This window comes from Priestia sp. YIM B13489, assembly GCF_042787645.1.
Lineage (GTDB): Bacteria > Bacillota > Bacilli > Bacillales > Bacillaceae_H > Priestia > Priestia megaterium.
Window position 1 is genome coordinate 3,807,760 of sequence record NZ_JBHZOQ010000053.1, and the last position, 24,464, is coordinate 3,832,223.

Annotated in this window: 25 protein-coding genes and 1 riboswitch; of the genes, 7 read left to right on the forward strand and 18 right to left on the reverse strand. The window is 38.5% G+C overall.

The annotated features are described in order from the left end of the window. The first annotated feature begins 80 nt into the window (after positions 1-80). On the forward strand, positions 81-800 hold the full coding sequence (locus tag ACFX4W_RS25480; protein ID WP_162214862.1) for a poly-gamma-glutamate hydrolase family protein: 720 nt from the start codon (positions 81-83) through the stop codon (positions 798-800). 146 nt (positions 801-946) lie between these two features. On the opposite strand, the gene pdxR is transcribed toward ACFX4W_RS25480, so the two are convergent. Continuing rightward, positions 947-2,350, reverse strand: a complete 1,404-nt coding sequence (gene pdxR, locus ACFX4W_RS25485; RefSeq protein WP_043978318.1) for a MocR-like pyridoxine biosynthesis transcription factor PdxR — start codon at positions 2,348-2,350, stop codon at positions 947-949. A 112-nt stretch (positions 2,351-2,462) separates the two neighbouring features. Here pdxR and ACFX4W_RS25490 point away from each other — a divergent pair, with 112 nt between their 5' ends. Then, complete coding sequence (locus ACFX4W_RS25490) at positions 2,463-2,861, forward strand: GNAT family N-acetyltransferase (RefSeq protein WP_043978316.1); 399 nt, start codon at positions 2,463-2,465, stop codon at positions 2,859-2,861. 29 nt (positions 2,862-2,890) lie between these two features. On the opposite strand, the gene ACFX4W_RS25495 is transcribed toward ACFX4W_RS25490, so the two are convergent. The 4 genes from ACFX4W_RS25495 to ACFX4W_RS25510 all read right to left on the reverse strand — a co-directional run bounded on the left by ACFX4W_RS25495 (position 2,891) and on the right by ACFX4W_RS25510 (position 6,289). After that, a complete protein-coding gene (locus ACFX4W_RS25495) occupies positions 2,891-3,730 on the reverse strand; it encodes a GNAT family N-acetyltransferase (RefSeq protein WP_043978314.1) in 840 nt (279 codons plus the stop codon). Positions 3,731-3,970: 240 nt separating this feature from the next. Continuing rightward, positions 3,971-5,374 carry an alanine permease AlaP gene (gene alaP / locus ACFX4W_RS25500; protein ID WP_028410948.1) on the reverse strand — a complete coding sequence of 468 codons (1,404 nt, stop codon included), beginning with the start codon at positions 5,372-5,374 and terminating at the stop codon, positions 3,971-3,973. A 317-nt stretch (positions 5,375-5,691) separates the two neighbouring features. Then, positions 5,692-5,850, reverse strand: coding sequence for a DUF1540 domain-containing protein (locus tag ACFX4W_RS25505; RefSeq protein WP_016765258.1), 159 nt, complete (start codon positions 5,848-5,850; stop codon positions 5,692-5,694). A gap of 100 nt (positions 5,851-5,950) precedes the next feature. Next, entirely contained in the window at positions 5,951-6,289 is a 339-nt protein-coding gene (locus tag ACFX4W_RS25510; protein WP_043978312.1) for a hypothetical protein, read from the reverse strand. Positions 6,290-6,358: 69 nt separating this feature from the next. Further along, a riboswitch (SAM riboswitch) is annotated at positions 6,359-6,460 on the reverse strand. Positions 6,461-6,581: 121 nt separating this feature from the next. On the opposite strand from ACFX4W_RS25510, the gene ACFX4W_RS25515 reads away from it, so the two are divergent. Then, entirely contained in the window at positions 6,582-6,878 is a 297-nt protein-coding gene (locus ACFX4W_RS25515) for a hypothetical protein (protein ID WP_043978310.1), read from the forward strand. A gap of 12 nt (positions 6,879-6,890) precedes the next feature. On the opposite strand, the gene ACFX4W_RS25520 is transcribed toward ACFX4W_RS25515, so the two are convergent. The 6 genes from ACFX4W_RS25520 to ACFX4W_RS25545 all read right to left on the reverse strand — a co-directional run bounded on the left by ACFX4W_RS25520 (position 6,891) and on the right by ACFX4W_RS25545 (position 12,601). After that, positions 6,891-7,337 (reverse strand): GNAT family N-acetyltransferase, encoded by a 447-nt coding sequence (locus tag ACFX4W_RS25520; RefSeq protein WP_043978308.1) that lies wholly within the window; start codon positions 7,335-7,337, stop codon positions 6,891-6,893. An 81-nt stretch (positions 7,338-7,418) separates the two neighbouring features. Next, a complete protein-coding gene (locus tag ACFX4W_RS25525) occupies positions 7,419-7,859 on the reverse strand; it encodes a hypothetical protein (protein WP_043978306.1) in 441 nt (146 codons plus the stop codon). 109 nt (positions 7,860-7,968) lie between these two features. Continuing rightward, positions 7,969-8,958: a glycosyltransferase family 2 protein gene (locus ACFX4W_RS25530; RefSeq protein WP_043978303.1), complete on the reverse strand. Its 990-nt coding sequence runs from the start codon at positions 8,956-8,958 to the stop codon at positions 7,969-7,971. A 12-nt stretch (positions 8,959-8,970) separates the two neighbouring features. After that, complete coding sequence (locus ACFX4W_RS25535; RefSeq protein ID WP_097824431.1) at positions 8,971-10,656, reverse strand: DUF6044 family protein; 1,686 nt, start codon at positions 10,654-10,656, stop codon at positions 8,971-8,973. 37 nt (positions 10,657-10,693) lie between these two features. Next, a complete protein-coding gene (locus tag ACFX4W_RS25540; RefSeq protein WP_013084632.1) occupies positions 10,694-11,116 on the reverse strand; it encodes a GtrA family protein in 423 nt (140 codons plus the stop codon). A gap of 159 nt (positions 11,117-11,275) precedes the next feature. Beyond that, positions 11,276-12,601 (reverse strand): metallophosphoesterase, encoded by a 1,326-nt coding sequence (locus tag ACFX4W_RS25545; protein WP_043978299.1) that lies wholly within the window; start codon positions 12,599-12,601, stop codon positions 11,276-11,278. A gap of 221 nt (positions 12,602-12,822) precedes the next feature. Here ACFX4W_RS25545 and ACFX4W_RS25550 point away from each other — a divergent pair, with 221 nt between their 5' ends. Then, the gene (locus tag ACFX4W_RS25550; protein WP_043978296.1) at positions 12,823-14,208 is read left to right on the forward strand and encodes a protoporphyrinogen oxidase; all 1,386 of its coding nucleotides are present in this window, start codon (positions 12,823-12,825) and stop codon (positions 14,206-14,208) included. Between the two features lie 474 nt (positions 14,209-14,682). On the opposite strand, the gene ACFX4W_RS25555 is transcribed toward ACFX4W_RS25550, so the two are convergent. The 4 genes from ACFX4W_RS25555 to ACFX4W_RS25570 form a co-directional block, all read right to left on the reverse strand. Continuing rightward, entirely contained in the window at positions 14,683-15,534 is an 852-nt protein-coding gene (locus ACFX4W_RS25555; RefSeq protein ID WP_043978293.1) for a VOC family protein, read from the reverse strand. Positions 15,535-15,736: 202 nt separating this feature from the next. Further along, positions 15,737-16,675 carry an MBL fold metallo-hydrolase gene (locus ACFX4W_RS25560; RefSeq protein ID WP_043978291.1) on the reverse strand — a complete coding sequence of 313 codons (939 nt, stop codon included), beginning with the start codon at positions 16,673-16,675 and terminating at the stop codon, positions 15,737-15,739. Between the two features lie 24 nt (positions 16,676-16,699). Then, positions 16,700-17,626 carry a DMT family transporter gene (locus ACFX4W_RS25565; RefSeq protein WP_043978289.1) on the reverse strand — a complete coding sequence of 309 codons (927 nt, stop codon included), beginning with the start codon at positions 17,624-17,626 and terminating at the stop codon, positions 16,700-16,702. Then, positions 17,623-18,105 (reverse strand): GNAT family N-acetyltransferase, encoded by a 483-nt coding sequence (locus tag ACFX4W_RS25570; RefSeq protein WP_043978288.1) that lies wholly within the window; start codon positions 18,103-18,105, stop codon positions 17,623-17,625. Before ACFX4W_RS25570 ends, ACFX4W_RS25565 begins: the two co-directional genes overlap by 4 nt. Positions 18,106-18,325: 220 nt before the next feature. Between ACFX4W_RS25570 and ACFX4W_RS25575 the strand changes: the two genes are divergently transcribed. Together ACFX4W_RS25575 and ACFX4W_RS25580 are read left to right on the forward strand one after the other, a co-directional pair. Further along, positions 18,326-18,946 (forward strand): LysE family translocator, encoded by a 621-nt coding sequence (locus ACFX4W_RS25575; protein ID WP_043978286.1) that lies wholly within the window; start codon positions 18,326-18,328, stop codon positions 18,944-18,946. Between the two features lie 277 nt (positions 18,947-19,223). Then, positions 19,224-20,657, forward strand: a complete 1,434-nt coding sequence (locus ACFX4W_RS25580) for an alanine/glycine:cation symporter family protein (RefSeq protein WP_043978284.1) — start codon at positions 19,224-19,226, stop codon at positions 20,655-20,657. Between the two features lie 63 nt (positions 20,658-20,720). On the opposite strand, the gene ACFX4W_RS25585 is transcribed toward ACFX4W_RS25580, so the two are convergent. Continuing rightward, on the reverse strand, positions 20,721-21,173 hold the full coding sequence (locus tag ACFX4W_RS25585) for a CBO0543 family protein (protein ID WP_043978282.1): 453 nt from the start codon (positions 21,171-21,173) through the stop codon (positions 20,721-20,723). A gap of 157 nt (positions 21,174-21,330) precedes the next feature. Beyond that, positions 21,331-22,296: a bile acid:sodium symporter family protein gene (locus ACFX4W_RS25590; protein WP_043978279.1), complete on the reverse strand. Its 966-nt coding sequence runs from the start codon at positions 22,294-22,296 to the stop codon at positions 21,331-21,333. A 291-nt stretch (positions 22,297-22,587) separates the two neighbouring features. Between ACFX4W_RS25590 and ACFX4W_RS25595 the strand changes: the two genes are divergently transcribed. Further along, positions 22,588-23,694 carry a mechanosensitive ion channel family protein gene (locus ACFX4W_RS25595; RefSeq protein ID WP_043976672.1) on the forward strand — a complete coding sequence of 369 codons (1,107 nt, stop codon included), beginning with the start codon at positions 22,588-22,590 and terminating at the stop codon, positions 23,692-23,694. Positions 23,695-23,734: 40 nt separating this feature from the next. On the opposite strand, the gene safA is transcribed toward ACFX4W_RS25595, so the two are convergent. Beyond that, entirely contained in the window at positions 23,735-24,358 is a 624-nt protein-coding gene (gene safA / locus ACFX4W_RS25600; RefSeq protein WP_078082276.1) for a SafA/ExsA family spore coat assembly protein, read from the reverse strand. Positions 24,359-24,464: the final 106 nt, after the last annotated feature.

A 24,464-nucleotide genomic window follows, 5' to 3' on the forward strand; every position in this document is an offset into this window, starting at 1 on the left:
AGTAAAATTGCATTTTATAAACAGACGAAAACACTAATAATCACCTCTACCTATCATAGGATAAATAGAGGTGATTATTGATGAACCGTTTATTCACATGGAGTACGAGCACTTTGCTATGTTTGATGTACTTCTTTTTGATTCCCCTTCCCTCTTATGCAAGCGGTGACTCTTACTCTTCCTATGCGGAACTGCAGCAGCACGAGATTCTCCATCAAGACTATGATATTCGCTACGAACAGCGCTTTAGCTACCTATCCATTATGGCCATTCACGGCGGAGGAATTGAACCGGGCACATCAGAAGTTGCCAAAGAACTCGCCGATCGCTTTTCCGCTTCTTATTATTTATTCGAAGGCATCAAGTCCACTAACAACGGAGTTCTGCACATAACCTCAGAAAACTTTGACGAACCGATTGCTAGAGGAATGGCTCAGCAAAGTATGTCCGGCATGACGATTCACGGCTATAGCGGTAGTCAGCCTATCGTATATGTAGGCGGAAAAAATCTGCTTTATAAAGAGCTGGTAAAGCAATCGCTGCGCAAACACGGCTTTACAGTCCGTGACGCCCCTTCTGATATAACCGGAACAAGCGAGCAAAATATTGTGAACGATAATCTGTTAAAAGCTGGAGTACAGCTTGAACTGACGGCCGAACTAAGAAAATCATTTTTCGCAAACCACGACTGGTCGAGAAACAACCGCATGAATGTAACGCCGCTTTTCCATACATTTGTATCTTCCTTACAAGAAGCATCTTCTTCCTATCAAACTTTCCTTTACTTTCAAGTTCACTAACTTATCAACTCTTGCCTGTTCCTTGATTTCCAAACAAAAAAGCCAGCGCAGTCTGTATAATCAAACGCGCTGGTTCTTATCTATTTCTCTCGCTAAAATAGACCGTTTAAAGTCTTTTTGTTTAAAGAACTCTTTAATTTCACTTCTTATTGGACGAACCAAGCTTTAAACAGCGAATCTATGCCCGTTTTTATCTCTTCGTCAGATAGTCCGGCAAATCCAAGCAATACATAAGGCGTGTTGTTGTCACCGGCACTATGATAATAAATAGACGTTGGATAAATTGATACCCCTTGCTTGGCAGCTGCTTCAATTAGTTTCTGTTCATTCATTCCGTTTTTCACCTTAAGAAGAATATGCAACCCAGAATGTTCTCCAATAACATCTACACGTTCTCCCATAGTAGTAGTCAAGCAATCTAGCAGCAGGGCTTGTTTCTTGCGGTATGCTGTTCTCATTTTATTCAAGTGACGTTCCCAGTGCCCTTCTTTCATAAACAGAAAAAGCGTATGCTGATGAAGTCTTGAAACAGGCTGTTTAAAAAGTTCACAGTGCTTTACATAGCTTGGACGAAGCCGGTGTGGCAGCACGGCATAGCTTATTCGAAGAGAAGGCATCAAAGACTTTGAAAACGTTCCCGTATAAATAACGCGGTCGTCTTGATCTAATCCTTGAAGTGCGGGAATGGGTTTTCCTTTATAGCGAAATTCCCCGTCATAGTCATCTTCTATAATATAGCCATTCGTTTCTGCCGCCCACTCTAGTAGTTCAAGTCTTCTTGCTATCGGCATGACCATACCAATGGGAAATTGATGAGACGGCGTAATGTATACGGCATCCGCTCCGCTTTCTTTCAGTTCCTTCACTTTCAAGCCAGAATCATCAAGAGAAACAGGGATCACTGACATACCTTGCTTTTGAAAAACGTGCCTCGTCCGGTGAAAACCCGGATTTTCAAACCCAATTATTTTTTCTTTCCCCAACGTGACAGAAAGCAGCCACATAAGATACTGCGTACCTGCACCTATCACAATTTGCTCCGCTGTGCAGCGCACTCCTCTTGAGTGGTAAAGGTATGCTGCAATTTCTTGGCGAAGAAGCAGTTCTCCCTCTGGATGTCCGCTGTAAAAAAGCTGGCTTTCACCATGATAAATAGCTTGCACCGTTAGTTTTTTCCACGTATTATACGGAAATTTCTCCACATCTATCTTTCCGTGGCTAAAATCAATAGCAGTCGATTTCCGTTCTTCTTGCGGGAAAGAGACATAGGCGGGAGGCTGTTTTTGAAGCACGACTTCATTTTTTATCTCTTTTACAAATGCTCCTTTCCTGGCTAGTATCTCGATATAGCCTTCAGCTTCTAACTGTACATAAGCTGCTTCAACCGTATTTTGGCTAATGCTTAAATGAAGAGCTAGCTTTCGTTTGGAAGGCAGTTTTTCATGAGGCGGAATGGTACCTTTTTGAATTTGTTTTTTTATGTAGATATAAAGCTGCATGTACAAGGGATCTGTTTTTCTTTTATCAAGCAAAGGCATTAACTCTAACATGGTGTTCGTTCCTTTCTAACTGATACTATTAAAATTACCGTTTCTGACACTTACTCTCCATTCAGTTTCTTTATAAACTGGACTATATCTTATCCTTCAAGGAGATGACACAATGACCATTATTTATAAAACCAATGTCTCAATCCGTGCAGAACAAGCCGCTGAAGTGTTTGTACATTCAGGTATTAAACGTCCTGCACAAGACCTTGATCGAATTCAAAGAATGCTTGATCACGCTTCTCTTACTATTACCGCTTGGAACGGCAGCGAACTCATTGGCATAGCCAGAGCGTTAACAGATTTTAGCTACTGCTGCTATTTATCGGATTTAGCTGTTGTAAAAGACTATCAAAAGCAAGGAATCGGTACACAGCTCATCAAACACGTTCAATCAGAAATCGGCGAAGAAACCGCGCTGATTTTACTTTCCGCTCCTTCTGCTATGAACTACTATCCAAAAGCCGGCTTTCATCAAATTGATAATGGATTTAAAATTGATAGAATTCGGTAGACGCGAAGAAAGGAGCTTCTCCTTTCTTTTTATCCAAACGCCTGAGCTGCTATAGCAAAAAGATTGCCCTGTCTAGCAGGGAGAGGATTGACACCATACGCCATAACAGGAGGCTCATTTTGAAGCTGAAATCCGTGATTTTCCACAAGTTTCTTTAACGTTTCCTCATGAGAAGACAGGTCAATTCTCAGCTTTTCTTTGTAATTCTTCGCTAGTTCATCAATGACTAGCATCGCTGCTTCAGCGTTTGGAGCAACTACGGGACCAATCACGATATTGCTCGGCGTACGAACCGCTAAACCATAGCCCGTCATTTTATTTTGTTCGTTTTGTAAGACAACTGCTTTTTCAGCTTGCTGAATTCTACTTTTTAAAAATAGCTTTCTATTATCTCCAAATGCTGCTTCATCAAGCTTTACAATCCCTTTGAAGTCACTTCTCTTTAAGGGTCGTGTATAAAATCCTGAAACTTTAAATGCTCTTGGTGTGTATTCACTGATTATGTATTTACTTACATAGTCCACGGTTTTAAACCCTGTTGTTTGATATAAGTGCTCACCTTCTTTTGTCGCAATTAAGTAGGCATTCATCTCAGGGGAAAGAACTTGCAGACAGTGCTTCATGAGCTGCCCGGCTAACCCTTGTTTTCGGTAATCTTTTCTCACAATCACCATTCCTATAAAAGCTGACTGATTTTTGTACGAAATTACGGCCACACTTGATACGATGTCTCCGTTCTCATTTCTATGACCAAATACGTCTCCAGATGAAAAAATCGTATGTAAATCTGCTTCACTATAATCCCATTTTTCCAGCTGCGATAACAGCAGCAAACCTTTTATGTCTTTTTCACTAAATGTTTCAATCATTTCTGCATATGTCCTCCCAACTTTTCGATGCACTGTGTGGCGTTAAAAAGCATAAAACTAACATACTCATCCACTTTCAATTACCGTTTAATCATTAACGAATTCTCTAACTAAATAGTACAGAATAAATAGAATATTTTCTACATTATTTATCCGTACCAATGATCCCTTAAAATAAACTAATCATTCACACATAAACTAATGAAAAAAGACCTCTTTCCAAGAAAGAGGTCTTTTCTGTTATTTCACTAGCTTTTGCTCAGCTGCAGCTGAACTTTGACTTCGTTTATGAAATCCTTTTGCGTAGTACGCGATAATAAGACCGATAAACCATAATGGTCCGATGACAACTGCAATTCTTGTATCTGGATTATATGCCATGAGAACCACTACCAGCGCTAGGAACGCAAGTGACACATAAGATGTTAACGGAAATAAAGGCATTTTGTATTTCAGCTTTGCCTCTTCACCTGTTTTTAACGTTTTGCGATATTTAATTTGAGAAAGCAAAATAATTCCCCATGTCCAAATCGCACCGAATGTTGCAATACTTGTTACCCACGTAAATACTTTGGCAGGCACAATGTAGTTTAACGCTACTCCGACTAATAGCGCACCTGCTGATGCCAAAACAGCTTTTCCCGGTACGCCGCCCTTTGTAAGCTGACCGTATCCTTTTGGTGCTTCTCCGTGTTCTGCTAAGTTAAACAGCATACGGCCTGTACTAAAAATACCGCTGTTACAAGAAGAAAGAGCTGCTGTTAGTACAACAAAGTTAATGATACCAGCCGCCGCTGGAATGCCGATTTTTTCAAATGTTAATACAAACGGGCTTCCCTGTGAACCAATCTCTTGCCACGGATAAATCGACATAATGACAAATAACGCACCGACGTAGAAAATCAGAATACGCCAAAAGACAGAATCAATCGCTCTTGCTAGAGATTTTTCGGGATTTTTCACTTCTCCCGCGGTAACGCCGATCATTTCAATTCCTAAATACGCAAACATGACCATTTGCAGCGACAGCAAAATACCTTTGAATCCGTTCGGGAACAGTCCGCCGTTGTCCCACAAGTTTTTGATACCAGTCGCAACGCCGCCGTTGCCGATTCCGAACACGATCATTAATAATCCAACGGCAATCATTAATACAATCGCTAAAATTTTAATAAGTGCAAACCAAAATTCCAGTTCACCATATGCCTTAACAGCTAAGAAGTTAACCGTTGTCATGATGACAAGCGCCGATAACGCCCAAATCCAGTTTGGTACATCCGGATACCAATACCCCATATAAATACCAACGGCTGTAATTTCAGCCATACATGTTACAACCCATAAAAACCAGTAGTTCCAACCTGTTAAATAACCAGCAAGCGGCCCTAAGTAGTCGCGTGCGTACTTGCTGAATGAACCTGCAACAGGTTTTTGAATCGCCATTTCTCCAAGTGCTCTCATAATAAAAAACATAATCATTCCGCTAAATCCGTACGCCAATAATATTCCTGGCCCTGCTAATTTAATAGCAGATGCAGATCCAAGAAACAGTCCTACCCCTATGGCTGCTCCTAAGGACATCAGCGTCACATGTCTTTCTTCTAACCCGCGTTTCAATTCTTTCCCCTGAGTTTTCCCCTGCATAAACGTCTCCCCTTTTTCCAATCTGTCAAAACGAGATGAACACAGCCTTTTTTGTTAGCGCTTTCATATAAATTTGTGCTAAAAGACAGCTAGGCTGTATATTTGTATTCTATCACCTTTCCCTCACTTTTCTTTTGTCGAAAAACAAAAAAATTATCTTATCATTTTGTTTAAACGCACAATTAGACATAGGCACTACTTTTTTACTATGTATTTATTATTGCACTTAAGTAATAGTATTTTTTAAAAATAGAAAAACGCCGACTCAACTCCGTCAGCGCATCGTTCATTTTATGCTTTTTTATAAAAACTAGCATTTATCTCGCGGGTTCAAAAGTTTTACAGCCAGGTTCTTCCGTTTCAGAAACATGGTGACTACTTTCAGGACTCACAACGTAAATGGACTCTGCACTGCATTTATTTCCGGATTTCCAATACATGCACTCATTCACTTCACACAATACACCTTGAGCCACTGTTATCCCTCCTTTGCTTGTCTTATCTATTTACTACCCGAAATATAACGATTCTAACATTTTTACGCAAAAAAACCGCTTGTTTCTCAAGCGGATCTTTTTATTGCGTGTGTTCAACATACTGTTTTTTAGCTAAATATAACTCACGGCTCAGCGTGATCCGCCGTTCTCTCAAGTGCCTTAAGTTAGCCTGAAATTGTTCGTTAGTTGGCTCTTCTTGAATTAAGCGATACGTAAAAGAAATATCTTCATTTAACTGTTTAAAATCTTCCCATATCTCTTGAACTAGAGCGGATTGTTTTTCTTCAAATGAACGATTTTGATGCGTTTTTAGCGCCGCTAAAATTTCCTGCTGCCACGTTTCGTCTTTTATTTCTTTTGCTAATAAGTATAGATCTAAATAATCATTAATGCATAAATTCGTTTGTGTATTATTCAATGTCATCACCTTTTCTATACGAAATGTTTCTTCCTAAGAAGAGGATTTCATCATAGAAAAAGATTCCTCTTCTTATCTGTCAGAGCTAGGCTATGCTGGAATTAGCACCATTCAATAATTGTGGTTGCTGAGGTTTCAAAGGGCCAGTCCCTCCACCTCTCTAGATAAGAATATTTCGTTTTTAAATTATTTCTGACTATTCTAATATGTTTTATAGGTTACGTCAATAGCTTTTCAATAAAAAGAAAAAAGAAGTAAAATATGGTATGCTTTCATAAAGGATGGTGAGCACATGAAACGATATATGTTATCTGCTTTTTTGGGAAGCTTGCTGCTGCTTCTCAGCATTGCCTTTTCATCTACTTTCCATATTGCAATTGTCAAAACAACCGGAAGTATTGGAGGGATTATTTTAGCAGCAGCGGCTTTGATCATGAACGCGCTTGAAGCCCCCCCCTCCTCAGACAATACAGCTGGAGGAGCCGTTGAAGTACTAGATAAAGGCGCTGTTTGGGCTACTTATTTACTTTTACTTTCATTACCGAACCTCATCGCATGTATAACATCTTATGTTTTATGGACTCGCTGACATTCATCAACGTTACGGACGTTTTGCCACTTGGAAGCTCATTGATATTTGTTTATCTACAAAGCCAAGTTCACGATACACATGCTGTGCAAAATTCCCAGCATGAACGCTGAGTCTGATTTCAGGGTATCCTTTGATAGACAATTCATCAATTGCTTTTTGCATTAACGGCTTGGCTAAACCTTGCCCGCGGTATTCGGGTACAACATATAATTCGTAGATAAAGCCAATTTCTTCTTTTGAAAAGAAGTCGGTAGATGGGCCGATAAGAACCCAGCCTGCGAGTTTATTTTCTTGTCTTAAAACTAAATAATAACAGCCTTTTTCAAAGGCACTACCAACTAGTTCATTTACGCGTTCAGCTGACGGATGAAACTGCTTCATCGTTCCTTCAAACAGCGCATCAGCAGATTTCGTCCGAATTTCCTGTAATTCTTCTTCAGTAGCTTTTGCAATCATTATGGATCTCTCCTTTCGTGTTCGTTTTCCACATGCGAGGATAAATTCCTGCAAAAAAAGTCTTCGCCTAAGCGAAGACTTTTATTTAAATTCAAAATGTTCTTGATGATTGCCTCGTTCGTCCGTCCAGTTAATCATAATGTCTAAACTTGCCGCTTTTCCAGGAACAGCAAAATTCGCGTAGCGAAAACGCTGACCGCTTTTGCTTAAGTTAGACCTTTCAATAGGAGAAAACAAGCTGTATTTCGCCTTATTTTTTCCTTCGTGCCGAAAAGCTTGGACATGCACGCGCTCTACGTCTTTTCCAATGTTTTCAACGGTTAATCCATATGTATGATAGACGTTATTTTTCCACTTTAGCTGATTATCTCCCGTCATGCTCGCTTTTGTCAGTTCAACCGACCATTGTTCAGATGATTTCTTCATTGGAAGCTTCTCAATCGAAAGAGCGCTGACATGAATGGCTGCAAAAGCAAGCCAAACAAAACAAAAAGTGCTGACTGTATAAAATAGTCTTTTCATAGATTTTGATCTCCTTAGAAATTTTAGTAGTAGCATTTCCTGTTCACTCAAAAATTATGATAAACGCTTTAACAAAAAAAGCCTCTCCATTTAGGAGAAGCTTCTTAAATTAATGCATAAGCAAATCTTTTTGTTTGTCTAATGAGTGTTTTGTATATAAATCTCTTTCAATCGCATATTTAGGACGCTGTTTCACTTCGTTAAAAATCTTGCCAATGTATTCTCCGACAAGACCCATTCCCATTAGCTGCAAGCCGCCTACAAGCCAAATTGATAAAATAAGAGACGTCCAGCCGATTTGCGTATGATCTAAATATTTTTGAATCAGCGCATAAATACCAAACGCAATACTAAAGAGAAAAGAAGCTCCTCCAAGCAGCGTCAATAAGCGTATCGGCGCTACGCTAAAAGATGTAATTCCATCAAATGCAAAAGCAAGCATTTTCTTTAACGGATATTTTGATTCGCCCGCTGTCCGTTCTTTGCGGTCATATGTGACTTCCGTGGAGCGAAATCCTACTAATGGTACAAGGCCTCGTAAAAAGACGTTGCCTTCTTTATATTTCATAAGTTCACCAAGAGCACGTTTGCTCATGAGACGAAAATCGGCGTGATTTTGAACGAGCTGAATTCCTAGCTTATTCATAAAACGGTAAAACCCTACTGCCGTGGTTCGTTTAAAAAATGTATCAGTTTCTCTGCTGTCTCGAACACCATATACGACTTCATACCCGAGCCAATATTTCTCTATAAAAGTACGAATAACGCTGATATCATCTTGTAAATCTGCGTCAATGGAAATGACGCAGTCAGATTGCTTATGGGCTGCTTCTAGTCCTGCGAGCAAAGCATTTTGATGTCCTACATTCCGCGCTAGCTTCAACCCTTTTACAAACAAATTGCTGCAGCTTTCTTTTTCAATAAGCGACCACGTGCTGTCTTTGCTTCCATCGTCTACAAATAAAATGGTACTTTCACTTGATACAAGACGTTCATTTATCAGTTCTTTTACTACAGTAGTTAATTGAAAAGATGTTTCTGTGAATACTTCTTCTTCGTTGTAACATGGAACAACAATCGTTAAAATAGGTCTGTTCATGTTATTGCCCCCTTACTTTGCTTCATATACATACACTTTCCAAGCGGACTGTTTATCGTTAAACGCTTTTAAAAAGTGCAAACCGTCACTTTCAGCATTTTCGATTGGCACAGCTGAAAAGATATAGCGACCGCCCATTTTTTTAAATTGGCTGATATTAAGCTGCAAATGACGGATTTTTTTCGTTGAGTCTTTTCGGTAATCATATTTTTTCCCTAGCTCGCTAACAAACACATAGCAGCGGTTGCCCCAGTGATCATAGTAACTTTCTAACTTTTTATTTTTATCAAGCTCTTTGGCAATGATTTTGCGAAACTCATGTTTATACGTTAACGGATAGAAGTTGTTATACGTATCGAGCGTATAAAAGCCGTTATACTGAGCAATTGATGGATGAAGCCCAATGCTTGCTACCCGATAAGATGATTTAGGTTTCCCTATATATCTGCTGATTTCATCGAATTGATGGACAGCATAAAATTCTTTGACTGACGGCTCGTGATTGTAGCGATAATAAAGCTCAGGGTTCGCTATAAATAACACAAGCAGCTGTAAAATCAAACACACCCACACAAACTTTTTCCACGCCTTGCTCCGTTTCCATAAAACATAGCTGCCAACTGCAAACATCAAATAAATAATGAGCGGGCGTAAAAAATGAAATCTAGCAAAGTTAAACGTATTAAAAAGCTGATATTTTTCTTTTAACGGCTCCCATCCTTTATAAAACCAAAACGCATACCAAATCGACAGTAGTAGATTAAGGATAAATAACTGCAAAAACGTTTTTTCAAGCTTCCCCTTCTGATTCCGAGCAACGATCCAAAGTACGATAAAAGAAAGCGGTAAAATCACAAAGGTATGAAGCGTCATTACATGCGTATGCCCAAGCGTATAGTTCTTAAAAGCAAGGCGAACGGAATGTCCGAAACTTAGAGTAGAGCTTAAAAATTCATTTCGACTCGTCGGGGCCTCGGGAAATAAAAGAGAATCAACAAGACGGTATTCAATGAGCAGAAAGACAGCGGTCATCGCTGCAATACTGCTTAAAAAAGGAATATTCCAAACTCGTTTTTTAACTGCATCTCTTAGCCACAGCATTCCCATCGCCGTTAAAAAGAAGAAAAATCCTAGAACAAAGCTCGCGTAAAACGGAAGTAATAAAAGAGTAAGCCATTCCTTCCACGTTCCTTCGCGGTTTCGAATGGTTAAAAACGCCCACAGCGCCAGCGGCTGTCCTAATGTACTCAGCATGCCCGAAGGCCAAAATGGCGTAAGTGCAAAAGCAAGTGATACAAGCACTCGAATCGCATAAGCATCCTCACTTTTAATAAAATGCTTTTTTAATAATAAGTACATTCCAATTAAAGCAAATACGCGCGTGATCGTTTGGCTGAGACTGTACGCAAGCATGGTCGGAAATAAACCATACAGCCACTGAATACCGCTAAATTCTGTTCCAAACGTATTCCTCGGCAATCCATTAATAATTTGAGGTAATACGGCATGACTGGAGCCAAACAGCTCTCCGCTTCGATGCAGAACTTTATACCACGTAATATTTGAGTCTAAATTATCGTGCACGCGTATATGTGAATTTTCCCCGAGCAAAAACATAGGGGATACATACGCAAGCAGCAAAAGGAAAGCGATAATAAGCAATGTTTTTTCTTTATTCATAGCTGTTTCTTTCTTCATCTGTTAACACCTATTTCCATTTCATAATTGCTAGAAGCTAATCGTGTACGACGACTGCTTCTTTTTTTGTATTGAATACAAAGTATTTTTGACCCGTATAATTTAAAAGCGTATACAGACCTGTTCCGATTAATATACCGACGTCTTTTTTGAACGGACGCACAGCAGCAGGAAGTTGATGCAATAACCAGCTGGAGAACTGCAGTCCAATATAGTAAGACAAGCCGTAGCAAACGCCGATAACCAAAATAAAACGCAGTATGCTTGTAGATAAATGAACTCCGCTTTTAAACGTAAATATTCGATTTAACACGTAGCTGACGACTGCTCCTGCTGCGTTTCCGATAAACGTTGCTGCCCAGTAATGATGAAAAATATGAAGCAGCACATACATAATGGAAAGACCTACTGCTGTATTGACCAGTCCCACTACTAAAAAACGTACAAAAGATCCTTTCATACAAACTCCTTTTGATTTTTGATACTTTCATTAAAATTACATATTATGACTTTAAATACAGTTTCAGTGTAGCAACTCCACTTAAAAATCTAATGAAAATAACATTAAAAACAGATGAAAAAAAGCTAAAAGAATCAATAAAAATCAGGATTCTTTTAGCTATTTAGTAGAGCCTTCAATGATTAATTTTTGGTCGCTTTGATTGTCAAACGCATCCACTGCCGCTACTTCTATTTGATACGCAGTATGAGGCTGTAAACCTGATAACGGAAGACTTAGAACATCCGGAACGGGATCGCTGTAGTATTGAGAAAATGCATTATATGTTTTGACCACTTCTCCAGTTTGTTTATTTTTGACGGTAATGCGATAAGAATGAACCATCAGATTATCCACCGCTTGCGTAAACTGGATATACAGCTGATTCGATGAAGCTTTTTCTTGTATAACAGAAATAGTAGAGCTTGGGAGAAAAATCGGTTTTACTAAATCTCGTTCATTCGTGTAGTGAAACTTTTTTGCATCTGCAGGTATGTTAATTTCCCACGCTTCTCCTGTCCACTTATTTGCGTGAAAATCTCGCCTTTTAACGACTACTTTTCGATTATAAACCTCTACAAGAAGACCTTGACTCACATCTCGGTAGCCAGGAGGAAGTTCACCTTGTAAATATCCGGCACCAGGCCATATATACCGAACAGAAGACGTTGCAAGAGATGTAAAATCTCTTTGAAAAATAGTACGAGGATCGTCCAGCGGATGGTGGGTATGACCAGAAAATGTAATGACTTGCGGATAAGGTTTTAACGTATTGTAAAGAAGCTGTTCATTCACTTCTATCCCCCATCTGTTTTTCCCGTACAGTGTATTGTTAATAGGCTGATGAATAAAGACAAAAATCGGTTTTTTAGGATCGTCTCGCTTTGCTATCTTCAACTGTTCAGCAAGCCAGTTAATTTGTTTGACTGAATAATCACCCGCGGTCAGACGGCTTTCTGTTCCAAGCATGATAAAATGATATCCTTTTATCACTTGATGAAAATAAAGAGCTTTCATTTTAGTTTTAGATAAAAAACGCTGCTGCGCTTGCTGATTAGTTACGCTGTCCCTGTATTCATGATTACCAATCGTAAAAAGAGATACGGCCTGCGGCTGTTTATTTTGATTATAAATAGAAAAAAAGCGGTCGTATTCTTTTAACGCGCCGGTATCAGCCAAATCTCCTACTACTACAAATGCATCTTGTTTCGGTGCCTGTTCATTTAATTGCGTTAATGCATGTTGAAAAGTACGCAAATCAAGCGTTCCTGTTTCCTTAATATGAACATCACTGATCACAGGAAAAACTAGCTTTGGTTCGATGTATCCGCTTCGTCCGCTCTTCTCTTCGGCTCGTACGTTTAAGGTAATACCGCATATAAGAACACTTATTAATACTAAAGCGAGCCAGTCTTTTTTCAGCGTTTCCATAAAACCGCCGAGCATGATGCTTCCTCCTTTCTTCACTGCTGCGTCTCAGTCATTTTCTCTACGTGTATGAGCTTTTATTTTATGTAATTTCAAAATATCTAATCGTATAGTTTCAATATTTCTTTTCGTGTTTGCACACACTATGTTCACAATCAATTCATTACACTTTTCCTAGTCATAGTGGTATGATTTTCGTATATTACAGACTAATTGTTGAAAATGTAGGAGTGAATATTTTGAAAACGGTCGCTGTTATTGGAGGAGGAATTACGGGCTTAACCACTCTGTACTATTTGCAGAAACTAAAACGAGAACGTAATCTCCCGGTTAAATTATTATTACTAGAGAAACATGCCCATTTAGGAGGGAAAATCAATACGCGTGAAGCTGGGGAATTTATCATGGAAACAGGGGCGGATTCTATTGTAGCTCGAAAAGAAAACGTTATGCCTCTGCTAGAAGAGCTGTACTTAACAAACGATTTAGTATATAACGAAACGGGCAAATCGTTTATTTACTCTGCTAATGAGCTGCTTCCAATTCCTGAAGATACCATGTTCGGTATTCCAACAAGCGTGGAATCTCTTTTTAAAAGCGAGCTGATTTCTTCAAAAGCTAAAATTACAGCTTTAAAAGACTTAATCACTAAAAATACAACGTTTACGAAAGACAGCTCAATCGGACTCTTTTTAAAACATTTTTTAGGAGAAGAGCTAGTAGAAAAGCAAATTGCACCTATTTTATCCGGCGTCTACTCTGGCGATTTAGACAAACTTACGATTTCTTCGACTCTCCCGTATCTGCTCGACTACAAAAACACGTACGGCAGCATCATCAAAGGAATGGGAGCCAATGAAAAAAAATTCAAAACGGCAGGAAATAAAAAATTCATTTCGTTTAAACAAGGTTTATCAACGATTATTCACCGCTTAGAGGAAGAGCTTTCTGATGTAACGATTTTAAAAGATACGCCAACTACCAACATAAAACGGAACGGTGAACGCTACCAAATCAGTACGCCGGGGCAAGCCTATTCAGCAGATTATGTGGTGTTAGCTACACCGCACACGGCTGCTCAGCACCTGTTGAACGATCCCGAATTAAACGAAGACTTTGAGCAGTTAAAAGATTCTTCTCTCATTAGCGTATACATCGGCTATGACGTTCCAGACGAATACCTTCCCGCTGAAGGCACTGGATTTATTGCCTCTCAATCAAGCAACTTAATCGCCAATGCCTGCACGTGGACGAGCAAAAAATGGGCTCACACTTCTAAGCGAGGGAATTTGTTAGTTCGCCTGTTTTATAAAAGTACGAGTCACCACTTTGACAGCCTGCGGACGATGTCAAAAGAAGAGCTGCTAGCAGTGGCACAAAAGGACATTGAAAACAGCTTAGGAATCAAAGAGGAGCCTATTGAAAGCGACGTAACCAATTGGGATAAATTGATGCCTACCTATCACCTTAAACACGGTGAACTTGTACGCAGCTTGACTCAAAAATTCCATGACAAGCACCCCGCTATTACATTAGCTGGCTGTTCTTACTATGGAGTAGGCATTGCAGCGTGTATAACAAACGGCAAACAAACGGCTGAAGCTATCTCTCAACAGTTGACTTAAAAAAGGTTTGAAAACAATAAAAGGCCTGAAAATAAATATATTATTTTCAGGCCTTTTATTACCTTTTCGTTAGCATATAAAGCTACTTTCCTTACTATTAACAACTCTTTTATCGCTTTTCTTTTTGCAAAGCAGCAGTAGCAAACAATACAAGATAGCGCTCGTCTGAAGTTAATCTAAGCCAATGTTTCACTTTATATCTCACAGGTTTCCGCTCCCTTCTTTCAAGGTTTTATATGAAAAGACTTTATATAAAAATTCAATAACGATAAGAAATGATGCTTGATATGTATTTTATTCCCACGCCCGCTTGTTTACAAACTTTTTTAAACGTAAGACTCTTCGTTTATTTCCCTGAAAATAACACCGTTTTCGCCATTATCATCTTACTATTTGAGAAAAAAGTGTACATTTCTTTCCTATTTTGACGAACATTGCGATAAATAAAAGCTGCCAATTGCGGCAGCTTTTATGTTAAAGGACTAATCTAATTATATTGCCTGATGGATCTTTTGTGATGAAATCTTGGTTTTCTTTAGACACAGCTGCTCCGATTTCACGAAGCTTATTTATTGCCTGCTCCCTTTCTTCTTCAGCTGAAAAAACAAGTGTAAATGACTCTAAACCAACGCTGCTTTCAAGAGGACTAGGCGCTCCAATTCCATTCCAAACGTTTAGTCCGATGTGATGATGATAGCGCCCAGTTGAAATAAACAATGCTTGATTATGGTAATTGCTCACAACCTCAAAACCTAATCCATTTCGATAAAAGTTTTCCGTTTGCTCTAATTCAGAAACGTGAAGATGAATATGTCCCATTAAGGTAGCAGAAGGTAATCCTGTCCATGGTTTACCGTTTCCTTCAGCTAATATCGCTTCTGCATCTAAAGGTTTTGTAGCCATTACTACTTCACTGTCATTCCATTCCCATGTACTTGACGGACGATCTCGATAAATCTCTATGCCGTTTCCATCTGGATCTGCCAAGTACAGCGCTTCGCTCACTAGATGATCAGACGCCCCTTGAAGCGGATAACCGCTATTTAACAAATGCTGCAGTATACTTCCTAAATCAGAACGAGTGGGCAACAATAGAGCAAAATGATATAAGCCTGTTGTACGAGGCTGTTTTGCTGTAACGTTTTCCGGCTGTTCAATCGATAACAGCGCCGTGCGTCCATCAGCTGTTAACAGAGCTTTGTTCTCTTTTCTCCCTAAAAGTTTAAACCCGATTATTTGCTGATAAAAAGCAAGTGAACGCTCTAAATTTTCTACTTTTAAATTTACTTTCCCAACAAATACATGAGGTGCACGGTGAAAGTTCATGATTATTTCTCCTTTTGAATATATCATTTTTTTATCAACTTACTTTATGTAACTTATTATATTTTTATAACTTTATTTCGTCAAGTTATTTATTTTACTATCATAACTTAAAACTTATATCACTGCACAACCAATTGAATAAGCCCGCCTGCTCATAACATAGTATGAACAGGCGGGCTTATTTATCATTAGGCATAAACTATCAAAACAGTTCTCTGCTTTTGCGTTTGACATTTCCATTAACAAAATACTGTATTCTCTCTTTTTGCTCATTTGTTGGTTTTTTATACGTTTCACATTCAAACTGAAAACATGCTTTTTCTAAATCGACTTCATTTCCTACAATTTCTCCAATCGCACTCAATTGGTTTAAATCTTGCCAAAGTTCCTCAGGAGTTTCAGGGTCAAAATGAGATGAGAGATAATACTGCGCATCATATTTTTTAAGCTCTCTCTGAATCCGCTCAAAGTCTTCTTTATCATAACTCCAGTCACCGCTATAAAAATCTGGACATAGACAATCACCTAAAAACAAGACTTTTTCTTGGGGTATGTAGACAATGGACGAGTCCTGCGCGTGTACTCCGCCAATATGCTGAATGCAACAAGTGATGCCACCTAGGTCAACTTCCATATGATGATGAAACGTTACGTCCGGCTCCTGTAAAATTAACGTCTCTCGACTCGGCATTTCTTTCTTGATCATATCCCGGCAAAACTCGATTTCCTCCCCCTCCTGGACGCGTTTATCCAAGGAATCATCGTCCCAGCGCAGTGTCTTTAAATAGGCCAGCTTTTTCTTTGTTAAATGATGGCTGATTGTATACTTATTCATTGCATGAATACCAAATGTATGATCCCAGTGCCAATGCGTAATAGCTACTCCTTTGATTGGAGGGACGCCCATTTTTTCCACTTCTTCTAAAAATGATGATGCATGCGCAGGAGAATTCCCGGCATCTACGATGAAACTATACTTCTCCCCGCAGATAAGCCCGAGCACCGGCCGATCCGTTTCTTCAGAATGAGGAAAGTAATAAACATGGTCCGTTAGTTTTTTCAGCATATTTACACCCGCTTTATGTAGTTTAATAAAAGCCTCTTTACCAAATGGTAAATAATGATAAATAAACTGTATCATACTCGGTGCTGCTTGCCTATCCAATTAGCTGATATTAGACTTTTCTTGAAGAGGCATGACTTTTTCCGGCTCTGCTGCTTTGTACTTTAAGAAGATCATCACACTAATCATCACAATCATTCCTCCCACTAGCTGAGAAACAGTTGTCATTTCTCCAAGCAAGAAATAAGCGAGAATGATGGCACCAATTGGCTCGCCTAAAATAGCCATTGAAATTGTTGTAGCACCTACGTACTTTAACAGCCAGTTAAATAAGGCATGACCAAAAATATTAGGAATAAGCGCTAAAAGCAAAAAGATCCACCAATCTTTTATGTCATATTGAGTCAGCGATACATTTGTACAAATATTGTAGACAAATAGAACCAGGCCACCGATAAAAAAAACGGCGAAGCTATAGATGATTGAAGGCATTTTCCTGCATAATTCTTGCCCCGCGAGCATATGAACAGAAACAGCTACTGTACCTAAAATAGAAAGTAAGTCTCCGTAAAGAGCCGTTTTGGTTACTCCGATATCTCCCGATGCAATAATTACCGAGCCGCTAACAGCAATTAAAATGCTGATGATTCCTACTTTGCTTGTTTTTTCTTTAAATAAAAAATAAGCTCCTATCACTACGAAGACCGGCTCAAGCGCAGTCAAAATCATAGCGCTAGCAACTGTTGTATGTGAAAAAGACTCCATCCAAAACAGAAAGTGAAGCCCTAAAAACACGCCTGATACAGCTAGCATTAGCCATTCTTTTACCGTGCTGTTTTTAAAAAGAATTTTCATTTGCCTCCATGGTAAAAACGGTAAAAATAAAAGGACCGTAAACAGCAGTCTATACATTCCTAAAATAGAAGCAGGCGCGTCCGACCATTTAATTAAAATAGAAGAAAAAGAAACGGCTAATACACCGATTAAAAGAAAGACAGGAGGCGGTAAAGGAAGAGTTGATTTATTCATGCCATTACTCCTTTTAGAATCTCTTTTTTCATATTTACTACGGGAATATCCACTCCGTCTCTATGTACGATTTCTTTTTGCTCTATGTAAAAGCCGATTGATTCATACAAAGCTATATTACGAAAAACACTCATTCTCACCTTGCATAATAAACTTTCCTTGCCACACTCTTTGGCGTATGTTTCTAACCATTGAATAAGCTGTTTAGCCATTCCTTTTCCTTGAAAAGCAGGAATAACAGACAGGCGATAAAAATATAAGCTTGTTTCTTCTAGCGTAAAACGCGCCATCGCTACCGGCTTATTTTCGACGTATAAAATGACAGCTTTTTTTCCGTGCTTTAACGATTGCATAATAGATTCTATTGTTTCATCAAGAGCACTGGATGGTGGGACAGAATCGCGATAGACGGAGAAGGCTTGCAGCATAAGATCATGAACTGTAGCAGCGTCCTCCAGCTGTGCTAAACAGTACTTCATAAATTTTCACCCTCTTTCTATAAAAATTAAGTATATCGAATTATTATACAACACCACCTATTTTTTTCCTACACTTTTATTGATTTTTATTAAGGAGAATAACCTCTTTTTACGCTTTTACACCTTCTTAACTTTACTCCATTAATCTATTAATTCATTAGCACACACTCTTGAGAACTTTTTGTCGAAATGGTTAAAATTCTGTTGGGAGGGAATCATCATGACATTTTCTTGGCTTATACCTTACATAGCCGTGTCACTTATCATTGTCTTAATACCAGGACAAGACATGATTTTCGTAATGACACAAAGTATTGCTTCAGGCGTCAAAGCAGGCATCAAAACCGTATTAGGATCTATTACGGGAACATTTGTACATACTCTTTTAGCCGCAGTGGGGCTATCTATTATCTTTCAAAAATCAATTATTGCCTTTACGATTCTAAAGGTTATAGGTGTTCTGTACCTGCTGTTTTTAGCCTACCAATCGTTTCGCGAGAAAAGCGGTCCGTTGGAATTAACAGAAAACGTTCAGCAGCACCATCACTTTAGAAAAGGATTTGTTAGCAACTTAACCAATCCAAAAGTAGCTATTTTCTTCATTACGTTCTTACCGCAGTTTGTTAATTCGTCTCTTGGACATGTAAGTTTGCAAATGATTTTGTTTGGTATCATCTTTATCGCCGAAACGCTCATCATCTTTTCACTTATTGCGCTATTTGCTTCTGGCCTTGGGAAAAAAGTCAAAAAAAGCCGTATCTTTCAGCACACATTAAAATATGTAAAAGGAACGGTTTTTGGCGTACTTGGCCTAAAACTTTTATTTTCTAGCAACAATTAAGTAAAACAAACTGAAATTTCTTTCACCCCTGCTGTTATCGCCTTTTCATACCCGCTTCATTTGTCATATCACCCTATTTTTCCATGTGAGGTTAGTTGACAAAAGACCAAAATTATTATTTTATATATATATAAGGTTCAGATTTAGCAACAAGATTCGACAAGGATAATGAAGAAAAACAGCGGGGAAATAGGGAGATCTATCTAAATAGAGGGAAAATTCTATAAATTCACGTTTTTTATTATTATTCTACTATAATTCATGAAGAGGTGAAACTATGCAAGAAGTAGTTCAAGGTTTTGTTAGTTCAATCAACGAATTTCTTTGGTCCTACTTACTGATTGCGATGCTGATTGCATTTGGTTTGTTTTTTACATTCAGGTCAAAGTTTTTACAAATTCGGTTATTAAAAGAAATGATTCGTGTATTAAAAGAAGGTGCGGATAGCTCTTCTAAAGACGGAATTTCGCCATTCCAAGCGTTTTGTATCAGTATGGCAGCCCGCGTTGGTACGGGGAACATTACAGGTATTGCGATTGCGATCGCTTTAGGGGGACCTGGTGCTGTATTTTGGATGTGGGTGCTTGCCGTTATTGGCTCAGCTTCAGCATTTATCGAAAGTACATTAGCACAAATATACAAAGTAAAAGACAAAGACGGCGGCTTCCGAGGCGGACCGGCTTACTATATGGAAAAAGGGTTAAAGAAGCGCTGGATGGGCGGACTGTTTGCTGTCTTAATCACTTTATCATTCGGCTTAATTTTTAATGCTGTACAATCGAACACGATTACTCTTGCGTTTGAAAATGCGTTCGGAACAAATCGTTTAGTGTTAGGAATTATTATGACAGTGGCTTTCGCTGCCATTATTTTTGGCGGAGTTAAGCGTATTGCAAAAATGTCAGAATACATTGTTGTGGTACTAGCTGTTGCCTATATTGCAGTAGCACTCTTCATTATTATTATGAACATTCAAGAGATGCCTTCTCTTATTGCGTTAATCGTTAAAAATGCATTTGGTTTCGATCAAATTGCCGGCGGTTCTCTTGGAGCAGCTCTTATGCAAGGAATTAAACGCGGATTATTCTCAAACGAAGCTGGTATGGGTAGTGCTCCAAATGCAGCCGCAGCTGCAACAACAAGCCACCCGGTAAAGCAAGGATTGATTCAAGCATTTGGTGTATTAACAGATACGCTTATTATTTGTAGTAGTACTGCCTTTATCATTTTGCTTTCAGGTACTTATACAAATAAAAATTTAAGCGGTATTGAGTTAACACAAGCTGCTTTAAGCACTCACATTGGCTCTTGGGCAACAGGTGCTCTTGCAATTATGATTTTCCTATTTGCTTTTAGTACATTAATCGGTAACTACTACTACGGAGAAACAAATATTGAGTTCTTGAACACAAATAAAGCTTGGCTAGTAACTTACCGTGTTGCTGTACTTGCAATGATTGTGTTCGGTTCTATTTCTCAAATTCAGCTTGTATGGGATTTAGCAGACCTGTTTATGGGCTTGATGGTAGTGGTCAACTTAATCGCGATTCTCTTGCTCTCGAAAATTTCTTTTGCAGCACTGAAAGATTATCTTGCTCAAAAGAAAGCTGGAAAAGACCCTGTCTTCTACCAAGACAGCATTTCTGGACTTGATAATATTGATGCATGGGATCATTCAAAAGATAAATCTAGCTCGAAAGAAGCGATCTAATAAAAAAAGCCGTGAATATTCACGGCTTTTTTTATTGTGCAAATTTACTTCTTTTTCTTTCTTCTAGTGAAGCAGTCTAAGACTAACCAAATACCTATAGTATAAATAAATCACGCCGTACGGAATCCAGTAGGAAAAAAATGTCCAGCCGAGATTCCATCCGTTTCCGTATGTAACTCTTTCCATATGCACATACGTTCCTTCTAAACATGTTGTAAACAGCGCAATAAGAAAAATAAAAAAATGAGGCTTTCCAATTCGCTGGATTAAAAAAATCATATAGCTAGCCAATACAGGATAGACGCCTAAATTAAAAGGCAGCGCTTCTAATGCTTCATTTTCTAAAGAAGTCCGGAGTTTCCAAAAACCATAATAGCTCCCTAATTCATTGATAACGATTGCTAAAATGCAAAAAGCAGTTCCTACTAAAGGCAGTAAACGACGATTTTTAGGATGTAAATAGAACGTGCCAAAAATCCAAGGTAAAACAAACGTCAGCGCTATATTGATAAGCAAAAATATCCGACCTTTTTCTTTCTAGTATGCCACACCGTTTCTTTTTCTAATCACCTCGTTATCTTGAACGCAGCAAGCGTAAAAGCACCTTATCCCTCGTCATTAAAACAGAGTGCTTACTTTATGATTACTATGGTTCCTCCCTTGCTTCTTCCATTTATTTTAATGAAACAAATTCAGCGTCTTTTTTCTCGTAATAGTTTTGAACTAAACGCCCTGATAAAGCAGCTAATACCTGCTGAAATAACATCCCCAGTACGACGGGTACAGCAACGGGAGCTGGAAAATAAGATACGGCTAACACGGCTCCGGCGCTAATATTTCTCATGCCTCCGCAAAACGTAAGCGTCACAACTTTTGCTCGGTCCCATCTTAGCCATTTGCCAATCATCCAGCTGAAGAAATAACCAGCTGAACTCATTAAAAAGACGATCACGATAATAAACAGCAGTTTTTTATCAATATGTTTTAAATAAGGTGCAATTACTCCCCCGTTTATCATAACCATCACACTTAGCCCTATTTTCGAAACAGGTGCCAACTTTGGTCCTAATGTCTGCTTAATTGTTCCTTTTGTATATTGATTTAAGCACATGCCTAACAAAGATGGAAGGACAATCATAAAACACAAATCTTTGACTAACTTTAGCGCTTCCAAATGCACGGTGTCTCCAACTACCAATAAAAGTGTATAAGGAACGATAAGCGGCGCCAAAAGAGTATCAATTAAAATAATGGATAGCGCAAGAGGAATGCTTCCTTTGTAAATCGAGACCCATATAAAACTAGTCACTCCTGTTGGAATGATCGCTGCTAGCAAAAGACCTGTGCTTGTAAATACATCATGTGGAAAAATCACTTGGCCAACGCTCCAAGCCCACGCTGGCATAAAAATATGTAAAACAAACAGGGCCATAATGATTGGAAATGGACGGTGTATCGTGGCATTTAACTGGTGAAAATTTGAATTCAAACTTCCGGCAAACGTCATTAATGCAAAAAGCCATGGAATTAAGAAGGCATACTGACTTAATGACGAACCGATAAGAACTCCTATGAGCAAGCTGACCGGCGTAATAAACGGCATCAATTTTTCTAGCATTCTATTCAATTGACTTAACAAAACTTCTCCCTCCAACGAACGTTTTCAATAAATAATAAGATACATTAACGTTTATAATATCACCTATTTATTATACAACTTATTTTCAGACTGTTGTCTGTCTCTTTTACTAAAAAGAGATATATTCATAATTATCACTTAAATAGATTTAAAGGTATTTTTGTGCTATTTTAATAGGGAAGAAGCTTTTAAAAAGCATGAATTTAGGGTAAAGAACACTCTACATAGAAATGCTTTCGATCGACGGATATAAATGGACTGTAGCACAGTTTTGGTAATTAGGAGGATTGTATGGATTTTTTGAAGTCTCTATCATCGTTAGATGATTGGAAAAAAATCGTGATTGCGATTGGGATCTTTTTGATCTTTTTAATTCTTCGCAAGCTTTTCACGACTTATTTGTTTAAGTTTATTATTGGTTTTGTCAAAAATAAAAAAATCAATTTAATTACGAGCGTTTTGGAAGCTTTTGAAAAGCCGCTGCGCTGGATTTTTGTAATTATTGGTTTCAAGCTTGCTCTTCCCTATCTTCCCTTTGATGTTTTAACAGCCGACACGGAAAGACATTTAGTTCGTTCAGCTTCTGTTGGCCTTGCAGGATGGGGCTTGTATAATTTAGCTGCTTCTACCAATTTATTTTTTGCAACGTTTGCCAAAAATTTCGATATCCAAGTGGATCGAATCATTATTCCTTTTATTGAAAAGTTCATCCGCATCGTTGTTGTTATGCTTTCTATCTCCATCATCGCAGAAGAGTGGGGTTTTAACGTAAACGGCTTTGTAGCGGGTCTTGGTTTAGGTGGTCTTGCTTTTGCCCTAGCCGCTAAAGACACCGTTAGTAATTTATTCGGCGGAATTGTGATTATTACCGAAAAGCCTTTTACCATTGGAGATTGGATTAAAACACCGAGTGTTGAAGGCGTTGTAGAAGATATTACGTTTCGAAGCACCAAAATTCGAACGTTCGCTCAAGCAGTCGTAACGGTTCCAAATGCTACTCTTTCTAATGAACCTATTATTAACTGGGCTAAGATGGGAAAACGTCAAATTGCCTTTCATTTAAACTTGAATTATAATACACCAAAAGAAAAGTTAGAAACCGTAGTGACAAGAATTAAAAAGATGCTGACGGAGCACGAAGAAATTCACAATGAAACGATTCTTGTAAATTTTGACGGCTTTTATGAATCCAGTCTAAATATCTATCTGTATTTCTTTACAAATACAACCGTTTTTGCTGATTATTTAGATGTAAAAGAAAATATAAACTTCGAAATTATGGACATTCTTGAAGAAGAAGGCGTAGAATTTGCTTTCCCTACGCGCACACTCATCGTTGAGCAGGACGGAAAGCTTTCTGGCAATCCAAAAGAATTTCTAGAAAGTGCTCGAAGCTAAAAAAAGCTGACTACTAAGTCAGCTTTTTTTCCTTTCTTTTTTAGTTTGAAATGAACATTTGAGTCCAGTAATGACCGTAGCTTCCACCTTTAGCGTAACCTACTCCAATTTCGGTAAATTGACTCGATAGTATGTTTTTACGGTGACCTTCGCTATTCATCCATGCGTTAACCACTTCTTTTGGAGTTGCTTGTCCAGCAGCGATATTTTCACCTGCTGTACTGTATGTAATACCAAAGTTTTTCATCATGTCGAACGGACTTCCATATGTAGGCGATGTATGACTGAAATAATTTTTATCAATCATATCCTGCGATTTATAGCGAGCAACGCGAGCTACTTCCCAATTAGACTTTAAAGGCTTAAGTCCTACTTTAGCACGTTCTTGATTCACTAGCTGAACTACTTGCTCTTCGTATGAACTTCCTGCTTTATCGGTTGGAATAGTAATTTTCTGTCCCGGATAGATCGAATTAGGATTTTTAATAGCAGAATTCGCTTCAATCAGCTCGGAAACGCCAACCTGATATTTTACTGCTATTTTCCACATCGTATCTCCCGATTGAACGGTATGTACGGTTGCTGCTTGCGCAGTGTTATTAAGACCAAAAGCTAGAGTGACAGACAACAGTGTTACTAATAAAAGTTTTGATAGAGTTTTCATACTTTTATTAAAGCAAATTGATTTTAAGATTCATAGCGGTAATATTATCCCTTAGTTCCATCATATTACTTTATCATCTTCCCAGCACGCTTTTTCCATAAGAAAG